Source organism: Streptomyces sp. P9-2 (assembly GCF_051903975.1).
GTDB lineage: Bacteria > Actinomycetota > Actinomycetes > Streptomycetales > Streptomycetaceae > Streptomyces > Streptomyces cellulosae.
Genome location: NZ_CP192633.1, coordinates 4,667,036 through 4,679,268, shown reverse-complemented (window position 1 = coordinate 4,679,268; position 12,233 = coordinate 4,667,036). Strand labels below are relative to the sequence as shown.

The 12,233-nt window shown below is 72.1% G+C and carries 6 protein-coding genes; 5 read left to right on the top strand and 1 reads right to left on the bottom strand.

Translation table 11 applies throughout. The features are described from left to right. Positions 1 to 5: 5 nt before the first annotated feature. On the bottom strand, positions 6 to 2,624 hold the full coding sequence (locus ACQY0Z_RS21535; protein WP_254586528.1) for a glycosyltransferase family 1 protein: 2,619 nt from the start codon (positions 2,622 to 2,624) through the stop codon (positions 6 to 8). A 760-nt stretch (positions 2,625 to 3,384) separates the two neighbouring features. On the opposite strand from ACQY0Z_RS21535, the gene ACQY0Z_RS21530 reads away from it, so the two are divergent. The 5 genes from ACQY0Z_RS21530 (at position 3,385) to ACQY0Z_RS21510 (ending at position 12,122) form a co-directional block, all read left to right on the top strand. Continuing rightward, on the top strand, positions 3,385 to 5,571 hold the full coding sequence (locus ACQY0Z_RS21530; RefSeq protein ID WP_439811646.1) for an alpha-1,4-glucan--maltose-1-phosphate maltosyltransferase: 2,187 nt from the start codon (positions 3,385 to 3,387) through the stop codon (positions 5,569 to 5,571). Continuing rightward, positions 5,568 to 7,286 carry a maltose alpha-D-glucosyltransferase gene (gene treS / locus ACQY0Z_RS21525; RefSeq protein WP_439812683.1) on the top strand — a complete coding sequence of 573 codons (1,719 nt, stop codon included), beginning with the start codon at positions 5,568 to 5,570 and terminating at the stop codon, positions 7,284 to 7,286. The genes ACQY0Z_RS21530 and treS overlap by 4 nt, the downstream gene beginning before the upstream one ends. A 28-nt stretch (positions 7,287 to 7,314) precedes the next feature. Beyond that, positions 7,315 to 8,673 carry a maltokinase N-terminal cap-like domain-containing protein gene (locus tag ACQY0Z_RS21520; RefSeq protein WP_439812682.1) on the top strand — a complete coding sequence of 453 codons (1,359 nt, stop codon included), beginning with the start codon at positions 7,315 to 7,317 and terminating at the stop codon, positions 8,671 to 8,673. A 4-nt stretch (positions 8,674 to 8,677) separates the two neighbouring features. After that, positions 8,678 to 10,903 carry a 1,4-alpha-glucan branching enzyme gene (gene glgB, locus ACQY0Z_RS21515; protein WP_381726712.1) on the top strand — a complete coding sequence of 742 codons (2,226 nt, stop codon included), beginning with the start codon at positions 8,678 to 8,680 and terminating at the stop codon, positions 10,901 to 10,903. A gap of 130 nt (positions 10,904 to 11,033) precedes the next feature. Then, positions 11,034 to 12,122 carry a glutamate--cysteine ligase 2 gene (locus tag ACQY0Z_RS21510; protein WP_189901865.1) on the top strand — a complete coding sequence of 363 codons (1,089 nt, stop codon included), beginning with the start codon at positions 11,034 to 11,036 and terminating at the stop codon, positions 12,120 to 12,122. The last annotated feature ends 111 nt before the right edge of the window (positions 12,123 to 12,233 follow it).

Below are 12,233 nucleotides of genomic sequence, written 5' to 3'. Positions count from 1 at the left end.
TCCACTCACCGCATCAATAAGCCCGCCGCCTCCGCGACGTCCTCCGGTGGCACCGCCACCAACCCCAGCTCCGCCCCGGACGCCAACAGCCGGTGACTCGGCAGCACCCGCACCGTGTAGCCGAACGGCCCCGTCCGGTCGAGGGACAGCGGGCCCTCGTAGACCCACTCACCCCCCGCCCCGGGCGACCCCACCGGCTTCAACGGGACGGTAGCCGCATCCGTGATGCGATCCTCCTCGTCCACCCGCCCCGCGACGGCCTGCACCTCCACGTCCTCCGGCCGCAGGCTGCCCAGCCCCACCCGCACCCGGAGGGCCAGCGTGCTGCCCAGTTCCGCGGTGGCGGAGGCGACGGAGGTCTCGACGTGGTCGACGGTGACCCCGTGCCACGCCCCCCGCACCACCGCCTTCCACTCGGCGAGCTCCCGCGCGGCGTCCGCGTTCATCGCCCGGTGGGCGTGCGCGGCCGGCGTGTACAGCCGCTCCACGTACTCCCGCACCATGCGCCCGGCCAGCACCTTCGGCCCGAGCAGGCTCAGCGTCCGCCGGACCATCTCGATCCACCGGTCCGGCAGCCCGCTGCGCCCCCGCTCGTAGAAGGTGCGGGTGACGCGCTGCTCCAGCAGGTCGTACAGCGCCGCGGCCTCTATGTCGTCGCGCCGGTCCGGGTCGGTCCCGGCGCCGTCCGCCGTGGGGATGGACCAGCCGAAGTCGGGCTGGAACCACTCGTCCCACCAGCCGTCCAGGACGGACAGGTTGAGCCCGCCGTTGAGCGCGGCCTTCATGCCGCTGGTGCCGCACGCCTCCAGCGGCCGCAGCGGGTTGTTCAGCCAGATGTCGCAGCCGGGGTACAGCTTCTGCGCCATCGCCATGCCGTAGTCGGGCAGGAACACGATCCGGTGCCGCACCCGCGGGTCGTCGGTGAAGCGGACCAGCTCCTGGATGAGCCGCTTGCCGCCGTCGTCCGCCGGGTGCGCCTTGCCCGCGACCACGATCTGCACCGGCCGGTCGGGATGCAGCAGCAGGTCCATCAGCCGGTCCCGGTCGCGCAACATCAGCGTCAGCCGCTTGTACGACGGGACGCGCCGGGCGAAGCCGATGGTGAGGACGTCCGGGTCGAGGACGCCGTCGATCCAGCCCAGTTCGGCGGTCCCGGCGCCGCGCTGCCGCCAGGAGGCCCGCAGCCGCTCCCGCACCTCCAGCACCAGCAGCTCGCGCAGCGACCGGCGCAGCTCCCAGATGTCCTGGTCGGGGATGTCGGCGACGGAGTCCCAGCGGTCGGAGTCGCCGATGCTGAGCGCCTCCTCCGCGCGCTGGGTGCCGATCTGCCGGGCGCCGAGCCGGTACACCTCGGGGGCGACCCAGGTGGGCGCGTGCACCCCGTTGGTGACGGAGGTGATGGGCACCTCCTCGGGGTCGAACCCGGGCCACAGTCCGGCGAACATCTCCCGGCTGACCTGGCCGTGGAGGAGGGAGACGCCGTTGGCCCGCTGGGCGAGGCGCAGGCCCATCACGGCCATGTTGAACAGGTTGGGTTCGCCGCCCGGGTAGGTCTCCATGCCGAGCCGCAGGATGCGGTCGACCTCCAGGTTCGGCAGCTCGGCGTGCGGGCCGAAGTGCCGGGCGACCAGTTCCCGGTCGAAGCGGTCGATGCCGGCCGGCACGGGGGTGTGCGTGGTGAACACGGTCCCGGCGCGGACCGCCTCCAGGGCGGCGTCGAAGTCGAGCCCCTCGGCGCGCAGTTCCGCCATCCGCTCCAGGCCGAGGAACCCGGCGTGCCCCTCGTTGGTGTGGAACACCTCGGGCGCCGCGTGCCCGGTGAGCCCGCAGTACGTGCGGACGGCGCGGACACCTCCTATGCCGAGGAGCATCTCCTGGAGGAGCCGGTGCTCGCTGCCGCCGCCGTAGAGCCGGTCGGTCACCCCGCGCTCGATGAGGTCGTTCTCCTCGATGTCGGAGTCGAGCAGGAGCAGCGGGATCCTGCCCACCTGGGCGATCCAGATGCGGGCGCGCAGGGAGCGGTCGCCGGGCAGGGCGAGGGTGATCTGGGCGGGGGTGCCGTCGGACTCCTTGAGCTGGTCGAGGGGCAGCTCGTGCGGGTCGAGGACGGGGTAGTGCTCCTGCTGCCAGCCGTCCCGGGACAGGGACTGGCGGAAGTAGCCGTGCCGGTAGAGCAGGCCGACGCCGATCAGCGGGGCGCCGAGGTCGCTTGCGGCCTTGAGGTGGTCGCCGGCGAGGATGCCGAGCCCGCCGGAGTACTGCGGCAGGGCGGCGGTGATGCCGAACTCGGGGGAGAAGTAGGCGACGGCGGCGGGCAGCCGGCCGCTCTGCCGCTGGTACCAGCGGTCGCCGGTCATGTAGGTGTCCAGGTCGTCCGCGACCGCAGCGAGGCGGTCGAGGAAGTCGCGGTCGCCGGCCAGCTCGGAGAGCCGCTCGGTCGGCACGCTGCCCAGCAGACGCATGGGGTCGCCGCCGGCCGCGGCCCAGCGTTCGGGGTCGACGGAGCGGAACAGGTCACGGGTGCCGGCGTGCCAGGACCAGCGCAGATTGCGGGCCAGATCGCTCAGCGGCCGGAGGGGTTCGGGGAGCACGGGTCGGACGGTGAATCGACGGATAGCCTTCACAAGCCACCTCGGCGCGTTCGTGAGAGACGCGGTGTGCGTCCGGGTATCGCAGCCGACAGTACCGGCGCGGACACCGTCCGCGGGGGAAGCCGGGGGACACGGGTACCTCGCCTGCCCTGTCCAAACGATTCACCGCACAGTGGACATGGCCGATTCCGGCCCCATGTGCGGTCTTGTCGTACTTCACCCCGCGCGTCGCGCCGCCGCTCCGCGAGGCGCGTCCTGCCGTGCGGACCGGGCCGGTCGCCGGGCAGGGCAAGAAACCGGCCGTTTCCGCCGGCCGACGCGCTCCCACCCAGGTCACCTCCGGTGTTCGGGCCCCGCGCACCCCTTCCGTCCCGCGTGTCCCACCGGTCACGTACCGCCGTCGGCGCACGGCGCGGGCGTGTCGCCGTGCGCCGGACGGGCGACGGCCGGGGCGGGCGGGGAAGCCGCTGGTCACCGGGCGGTGCGGGCGTCGCACCCACGGCGCGTGACCCCGTACTCGGTGGCGCCCGCGTGCGCCGGGCGGCCATGCGCGCTCCCAAGCACCCGCCACCGGTGGGAACGCACCCAGCACGGGCGTGCTCCGGACCCGACGGGCGCCCGGAGGGCCCGGCCGGTCTTGTGTGTCGACATACGCGTGAGTAGTTAACAAAGGGCCGGATTGCCCACCCGAACGGTGTGGGAAGGCTCCTGCGGGTACACCCCACTGAGACCCCGCAGGACCCACCTCCCCACAGTCATCCGCCCACCCTCGTTGACGCGGACAGGAGCGGTCATGCCCGCCAAGCACCACTCGTCATCCCCCTCGCCGTCGGGCGCCAAGGCGTCCGGCGCCAAGGCGTCCGCCCGCCCCGACACCGCGCCGGCGCGCGGGCGCCCCTCCCGCACGAAACCCGCCCCGTCCGGCACGAGCGCGCCCGCGTCACCCGCGCCCCCCGAGACCTCCGTGGGACGCATCCCCGTGCTGGACGTCCGGCCGCTGGTGCGGCAGGGGCGCCGGCCCGCGAAGGCGGTGGTGGGCGAGTCGTTCCAGGTGACGGCGACGGTGTTCCGGGAGGGGCACGACGCGGTGGCGGCCAACGTGATGCTGCGCGATCCGCAGGGAAATCCGGGTCCGTTCACGCCGATGCGGGAGCTGGCGCCCGGCACCGACCGGTGGGGCGCGACCGTCACCCCGACGGCCACGGGCCTGTGGACGTACACCGTGGAGGGGTGGGGCGACCCGGTCACCACCTGGCGGCACCACGCGCAGATCAAGATCCCGGCGGGCATCGACACCGAGGTGGTGCTGGAGGAGGGCGCCCGGCTCCACGAGCGGGCGGCGGATCAGGTGCCCGGGTCCGGCGACCGGAAGGTGCTGCGCGCGGCCGTGGAGGCTCTGCGCGACACGGAACGCCCGGCGGCGGCCCGGCTGGCGGAGGCGCTGACGCCGGAGGTGGACGCGGTGCTGGCGAAGCATCCGCTGCGGGAGCTGGTCACCAGCAGCGAGCCGCTCCCCCTGCTCGTCGAGCGCGAACGCGCCCTGTACGGCTCCTGGTACGAGTTCTTCCCCCGCTCGGAGGGCACGCCCGAGCAGCCGCACGGCACCTTCGACACCGCCGCGCGCCGGCTCCCGGCGATCGCGGCGATGGGCTTCGACGTGGTCTACCTGCCGCCCATCCACCCGATCGGCACGACCTTCCGCAAGGGCCCGAACAACTCCCTGGACGCGGGTCCGGACGACGTGGGCGTGCCGTGGGCGATCGGCTCCCCCGAGGGCGGCCACGACGCCGTGCACCCGCGGCTGGGCACGCTGGAGGACTTCAGGCGGTTCGTGGCCCGCGCCCGTGACCTGGGCATGGAGGTCGCCCTCGACTTCGCCCTCCAGTGCTCGCCGGACCACCCCTGGGTGCACAAGCACCCGGAGTGGTTCCACCACCGCCCCGACGGCTCCATCGCGTATGCGGAGAACCCGCCGAAGAAGTACCAGGACATCTACCCCATCGCCTTCGACGCCGACATGGACGGCCTGGTCGCCGAGACCTGCCGGATCCTGCGGCACTGGATGGACACCGGCGTGCGGATCTTCCGCGTCGACAACCCGCACACCAAGCCCGTCGTGTTCTGGGAACGCGTCATCGCCGACATCAACGGCACCGACCCGGACGTCATCTTCCTGGCGGAGGCCTTCACCCGCCCGGCGATGATGCACACCCTCGCCCAGATCGGCTTCCAGCAGTCCTACACGTACTTCACCTGGCGCAACACCAAGCAGGAGCTGACGGAGTACCTCACCGAACTGACGGGGGAGGCCGCCTCCTACATGCGGCCCAACTTCTTCGCCAACACCCCCGACATCCTGCACGCCTACCTCCAGCACGGCGGCCGGCCCGCCTTCGAGGTCCGCGCCGTCCTCGCCGCCACCCTCTCCCCCACGTGGGGCATCTACAGCGGCTACGAACTGTGCGAGAACACCCCGCTGCGCGAGGGCGGCGAGGAATACCTCGACAGCGAGAAGTACCAGCTCAAACCCCGCGACTGGGAAGCCGCCGAACGCGAGGGCCGCACCATCACCCCCCTCGTCACCCGCCTCAACACCATCCGCCGCGAGAACCCGGCCCTGCGGCAGCTGCGCGACCTCCACTTCCACCAGGCGGACAAGGAGGAGGTCATCGCCTACTCGAAGCGGCGGGACGGCAACACGGTGCTCGTGGTCGCCAATCTAGATCCCCGGCACACCCAGGAGGCGACGGTCTCGTTGGACATGCCGCAACTCGGCCTGGACTGGCACGAGTCGGTGCCGGTGCGCGACGAGCTCACCGGCGAGACCTATCAATGGGGCAGTGCCAACTATGTGCGTCTCGGTCCGGGCGGGGCACATGTACTCGTCGTCGGCGGGCGGTCCGGTGACGGGCCTCCCGGGACGCACAGCACGGTTCTGCGACCGTCCACCCCGCAGATCGGAGGGTCATCCGCCACATGAGCGTCAACGAACCCGTCCCGGACACCTTCGAAGACACCCCCGCCAAGGACCGGGACCCCGACTGGTTCAAACGCGCCGTCTTCTACGAGGTCCTCGTCCGCTCCTTCCAGGACAGCAACGGGGACGGCATCGGTGACCTGAAGGGTCTGACCGCCAAGCTGGACTATCTGCAGTGGCTCGGCGTCGACTGCCTGTGGCTGCCGCCGTTCTTCAAGTCGCCGCTCAGGGACGGCGGTTACGACGTCGCCGACTACACCGCCGTGCTTCCCGAGTTCGGCGACCTCGCCGACTTCGTGGAGTTCGTCGACTCCGCCCATCAGCGCGGCATGCGCGTGATCATCGACTTCGTCATGAACCACACCAGCGACCAGCACCCGTGGTTCCAGGAGTCCAGGCGCGACCCCGACGGTCCGTACGGCGACTACTACGTGTGGGCCGACGACGACAAGCAGTTCCAGGACGCCCGGATCATCTTCGTCGACACCGAGGCCTCCAACTGGACGTACGACCCCGTACGCAAGCAGTACTACTGGCACCGCTTCTTCTCGCACCAGCCGGACCTGAACTACGAGAACCCGGCCGTGCAGGAGGAGATGATCTCCGCGCTGAAGTTCTGGCTCGACCTCGGCATCGACGGGTTCCGGCTGGACGCGGTGCCGTACCTGTACCAGCGGGAGGGCACCAACTGCGAGAACCTGCCGGAGACGCACGCGTTCCTGAAGCGGGTCCGCAAGGAGATCGACACCCAGTACCCGGACACCGTGCTCCTCGCCGAGGCCAACCAGTGGCCCGAGGACGTCGTCGACTACTTCGGCGACTACGCCGCCGGCGGCGACGAATGCCACATGGCGTTCCACTTCCCGGTGATGCCCCGCATCTTCATGGCGGTGCGCCGCGAGTCGCGCTACCCGGTCTCCGAGATCCTCGCCAAGACCCCCGCCATCCCGTCGGGCTGTCAGTGGGGCATCTTCCTGCGCAACCACGACGAGCTGACCCTGGAGATGGTCACCGACGAGGAACGCGACTACATGTGGGCCGAGTACGCGAAGGACCCCCGCATGCGCGCCAACATCGGCATCCGGCGGCGTCTCGCCCCCCTCCTCGACAACGACCGCGACCAGATCGAACTCTTCACCGCCCTGCTGCTCTCGCTCCCCGGGTCGCCGATCATCTACTACGGCGACGGGATCGGCAAGGGCGACAACATCTGGCTCGGCGACCGCGACGCCGTCCGCACGCCGATGCAGTGGACCCCGGACCGCAACGCCGGCTTCTCCTCCGCCGACCCGGGCCGCCTCTACCTCCCCACGATCATGGACCCCGTCTACGGCTACCAGGTCACCAACGTCGAAGCGTCCATGGCCTCGCCGTCGTCGCTGCTCCACTGGACCCGGCGCATGATCGAGATCCGCAAGCAGAACCCGGCGTTCGGCCTCGGCTCCTACACCGAGCTTCCCTCCTCCAACCCCGCAGTCCTCGCCTTCCTCCGCGAGTACGAGGACGACCTGGTCCTGTGCGTCAACAACTTCTCCCGCTTCTCCCAGCCCACCGAGCTCGACCTGCGCGAGTTCGACGGCCGGCACCCGGTGGAGCTGTTCGGCGGGGTGCGCTTCCCGGCCATCGGCGAACTGCCGTACCTGCTGACCCTCGGGGGCCACGGCTTCTACTGGTTCCGGCTCACCAGAGTCGCATCCCGCATCGGCCGACGACTGTGAGCGTGTGCCGGCGAGAGGAGGCGTCACGATGACGAAGACCGCATTCCTGCGCCCGCGGAGCGCGCCCGCCGAGTCCCTGGAGTCGCTCGCCGGGCTGCTGCGCGAGTGGCTGCCGTTGCAGCGCTGGTTCGCGGGCAAGGACCGTCCCGTCACCGATCTCGGTGTGCTGTCCACGACCGAGCTGTTCCCGGGCTGTCTGCACGTGCTGGTGCACGCCGCGCACGGCGGGGTGCCCGCGCCCGGGGGCACCACCCCCGCCGGCGACTGCTACCAGCTGCTGCTCGGGGTACGCGAGCGGCCCTCGCCCCGCCTGGGCAAGGCGCTCATCGGCACCGTACGGGACGGCCTGCTCGCCGGACTGACGGTCTACGACGCCCTCCAGGACCCGCGCGCCGCCCAGCTGCTGCTCGAACGGCTGCGCCGGCCGGGCACCGCCGGCCCGCTGCACTTCGAGGGCGACCCCGCCCAGGAGGTCCCCGCGGGACTGGTGCCGCGCGTGCTCAACGCCGAGCAGTCCAACTCCTCGCTGGTGTACGGCGACGAGTACATCCTGAAGGTCTTCCGGCGCATCCAGCCCGGCGTCAACCCCGACCTGGAGGTCCCCGGGGCGCTGGCCCGGCAGGGCTGCCACCGGGTGCCCGCGCCGGTCGCCTGGCTGCGCACCACGCACCCGTTCAAGGCGACGCTCGGCGTGCTCCAGCCGTATCTGCGCAACGCCGCCGACGGCTGGACGCTGGCCCTCGACGCGCTCGCCTCGGGGGACGACTTCACCGCGCAGGCGCACGCCCTGGGCCGCGCCACGGCCGACGTGCACCTGGCGCTGTCCTCCGCGTTCCCCGTCGGCGAGCCCGGCGAGAACGGGCGGACGGCGGCGGCGATGACCGAGCGGCTGACCGCCGCCGCGCACGCCGTGCCCGCGCTCCAGCCGTACGTGCCGGGGCTGCGGAGCGCCTTCGCCGCGCTCGCCACCTGCGACGCCGGACCGCCCGCCCAGCGCATCCACGGCGACCTGCACCTCGGCCAGGTGCTGCGGGCGGGACGCGAGTGGTTCGTGATCGACTTCGAAGGCGAGCCGTCCCGGCCGCTCTCCGAACGGCGCAGCGCCCACTCCCCCGTGCGGGACATCGCCGGGATGCTGCGCTCCTTCGACTATGCCGCCCGGCAGCGCCGTCCCTGGCGCCCGGAGTGGGCGCGGCGCTGCCGCGAGGCCTACTGCGCGGGCTACGCGGCCCGTGCCGGCTGGGACCCGCGCAAGAAGCACGGCCTGCTCCGCGCCTATGAGACGGACCGGGCCGTGTACGAGGTGCTGTACGAGGCCCGGCACCGACCCGACTGGCTGCCCGTACCGATGGCGGCGATCGAGCGCCTCGCCGTGAGAGGAGACTGAAGCCGTGGCCCTGCACGAAACGCCGCTGCCCGGATCGGCCGGGTCCGCCCCGTCCGCCGCCGCCGAAGGGGCGGCCGCACCCGCCCTCGACCCGCACGACCGGGGACGCCTGCTCGCGGGCGCCCACCACGACCCGCACGCCCTCCTCGGCGCCCACCCGGTGCCCGGGGGCGTCGCCTTCCGGGCGCTGCGCCCCTTCGCCCGCGAGGTGAGCGTGGTCGTCGACGGCGCCCGCACCCCGCTGGTGTCCGAGGGCGACGGTCTGTTCTCCTCCGTCCTGCCGCTGGACGGGATCCCCGAGTACACCCTCGCGGTGGCGTACGGGGACGACGCGCCGGTGGAGACGCACGACCCGTACCGGTTCCTGCCCGCGCTCGGCGACTTCGACCTGCACCTGATCCGCGAGGGCCGGCACGAGGAGCTGTGGACGGCGCTCGGCGCGCACCCCATGACCCATCAGGGCGTGGCCGGCACCCGCTTCACCGTGTGGGCGCCCAACGCGCTCGGGGTGCGGCTGGCCGCGGACTTCACGTACTGGGACGGGACGGCGTTCCCGATGCGGTCGCTCGGTTCGTCCGGGGTGTGGGAGCTGTTCCTGCCGGGCGTCGGCGAGGGCACCCGCTACAAGTTCGAGATCCACTCGCGCCACGGCCACCGGTTCCTGAAGGCGGACCCGATGGCCCGCCGCACCGAGGCGCCGCCGAACACGGCGTCGGTGGTCACCGCCTCGCACCACGAGTGGGGCGACGCGGAGTGGATGGCGCGGCGCGGGGACACGCCGGTGCACGAGGCGCCGTTCTCGGTGTACGAGGTGCACCTGCCGTCCTGGCGTCCGGGGCTCGGCTACCGCGAGCTGGCGGAGGTGCTGCCCGCGTACGTCACGGACATGGGGTTCACCCATGTCGAGCTGATGCCGGTCGCCGAGCACCCGTACGGGCCGTCCTGGGGCTACCAGGTCACCGGCTTCTACGCGCCGACCGCGCGGCTCGGCACGCCGGACGACTTCAAGTACCTGGTCGACGCCCTGCACCGGGCCGGCATCGGCGTGATCATGGACTGGGTGCCGGCCCACTTCCCGCGCGACGACTGGGCGCTGGCCCGGTTCGACGGGGAGCCGCTGTACGAGCCCGGCGACTCGCGGCGCGCCGACCACCCGGACTGGGGGACGTTCACCTTCGACTACGCCCGCACCGAGGTGCGCAACTTCCTGGTCGCGAACGCCGTGTACTGGTGCCAGGAGTTCCACATCGACGGGCTGCGGGTCGACGCGGTCGCCTCCATGCTCTACCTCGACTACTCGCGTGAGGACGGCGGCTGGGAGCCGAACATGTACGGCGGCCGGGAGGACCTGGCCGCGATGGCGTTCCTCCAGGAGATGAACGCCACCGTGTACCGGCGCTGCCCCGGCGTGGTGACCATCGCCGAGGAGTCCACGGCGTGGGGCGGGGTGACCCGGCCCACCGACACCGGCGGGCTCGGGTTCGGGCTGAAGTGGAACATGGGCTGGATGCACGACTCGCTGGAGTACGTCTCCCACGAGCCGGTGCACCGCAAGTACCACCACCACGAGATGACCTTCGCGATGGTGTACGCCTACAGCGAGAACTACGTGCTGCCGATCTCCCACGACGAGGTGGTCCACGGCAAGCAGGCGCTGGTGTCGAAGATGCCGGGCGACTGGTGGCAGCGGCGGGCCGACGTCCGCGCGTACCTGGGCTTCATGTGGGCCCACCCCGGCAAACAACTGCTCTTCATGGGGCAGGAGTTCGCGCAGGGCGCGGAGTGGTCCGAGGAGGCGGGCCCCGAGTGGTGGCTGCTGGACGAGGACTACCACTCGGCGGGCGACCACCGCGGGGTGCAGGACCTGGTGCGCGACCTCAACGCGCACTACCGGCGGCTTCCGTCGCTGTGGCAGCGCGACACCGACCCGTCCGGCTTCCGCTGGGTCGCGGTGGACGCGGCCGACGACAACGTCTTCGCGTTCGTGCGGTACGACGCGGAGGGGCGGCCGCTGCTCGCGGTGTCGAACTTCTCCCCCGTGGTCCGGCACGACTACCGGCTCGCGGTCGGTGACGACGTGGTCGCCTGGGAGGAGATCCTCAACACCGACGCCGCCCGCTACGGCGGCGGCGACGTGGTGAACCCGGACCCGGTCAAGCCCGAGGACGGGCACGTCCGGCTCACCCTGCCCCCGCTCGCGACGGTCTGGCTGGCGCCCACGCCGCTGTAGCGTCCGCGCTCCGGCGCTCGGCAGCCCTCAGCCGGCGACACCAGGTGTTCCGCGTCCCGCGCGGGGCATGCGGGTCGTACGGCCGAGGGCTGCTCGGCGTCTACGCGGCAGGCAGAAGGGCGAGCATCAGGTGCGCACCGTGGGAGTGGAGGAGGAACTCCTCCTGGTCGATCCGGAGACAGGCGAACCGCGGGCGATGTCCGCGGCGGTGCTCGCCCGTGCCGAGCGGGAGGACGCGGGTCAGGACGTCTTCGAGAAGGAACTGCACGAGCAGATGGTGGAGTTCGCGACTCATCCGGAGTCGTCGATGGAGCGCCTGCTCGCGGAGATAGCCCGCTGCCGCAAGGAGGCGGCGGGACACGCCGAGGAGATCGGCTGCACGGTCGCCGCGCTGGCCACGTCTCCGCTGCCGGTCAGCCCGGCGGTCGGCGTCAACGAGCGGTACCGGTGGATGGAGAAGCAGTACGGGATCGCGACGCGTGAGCAGCTCGTCATGGGCTGTCACGTGCACGTGTCGGTGGAGTCCGACGAGGAGGGCGTGGCCGTCCTCGACCGGCTGCGGCCGTGGCTGGCGGTGCTGACCGCGCTGAGCGCGAACTCGCCGTTCTGGCAGGGCAAGGACTCGGGGTACGCCAGCTACCGCAGCCGGGTGTGGCAGCGGTGGCCTTCGGCGGGGCCGACCGAGCTGTTCGAGTCGCCGGAGCGGTACCACCGTCGGGTCGCGGACATGGTGTCGACCGGGGCGATCCTCGACGAGGGGATGATCTACTTCGACGCCCGTCTTTCCGAGCGGTACCCGACGGTGGAGGTACGGGTTTCGGACGTCGCGCTGCACGCGGAGACGGCGGGGCTGATCGCCACGCTGACGCGGGCGCTGGTGGAGACGGCGGCGCGGGAGTGGCGGGAGGGCCGGGAGCCGGTCGACCCGGGCGTCTCCCTGCTGCGGCTGTCCGCCTGGCAGGCGGCGCGGTCCGGTCTGACCGGGGAGCTGCTGCATCCGGAGACGATGCGGAGGATGCCCGCCGAGGCGGTCGTCCGTTCGCTGCTGGACCACGTCGCCGATGCCCTTGCCGACCATGGCGACGTGGATCGCGCCCGCGAGGGGTGCGAGCGGCTGCTGCGGGACGGGAACGGGGCGATGGTGCAGCGGGCGCTGCTGGAGCGGACGGAGAGTTTGCGGGACGTCGTGACGGAGTGCGTGCGGCATACGCAGGCGTAGGTGGGCGCGGTCCGTCCGTGCGGGTGCGTGGGGAGTGCGCGCGCAGTTCCCCGGGCCCCTATGGGGCGCCTCCGGGGCGCGGTCCGTGCGGGTGCGTGGGGGTTGCGCGCG

What these genes read in the sequence shown, in the direction of transcription:
- ACQY0Z_RS21530 (WP_439811646.1), top strand. Translation starts at nt 3,385, where the DNA reads ATGCCCGCCAAGCACCACTCGTCATCCCCCTCGCCGTCGGGCGCCAAG.
- treS (WP_439812683.1), top strand. Translation starts at nt 5,568, where the DNA reads ATGAGCGTCAACGAACCCGTCCCGGACACCTTCGAAGACACCCCCGCC.
- ACQY0Z_RS21520 (WP_439812682.1), top strand. Translation starts at nt 7,315, where the DNA reads ATGACGAAGACCGCATTCCTGCGCCCGCGGAGCGCGCCCGCCGAGTCC.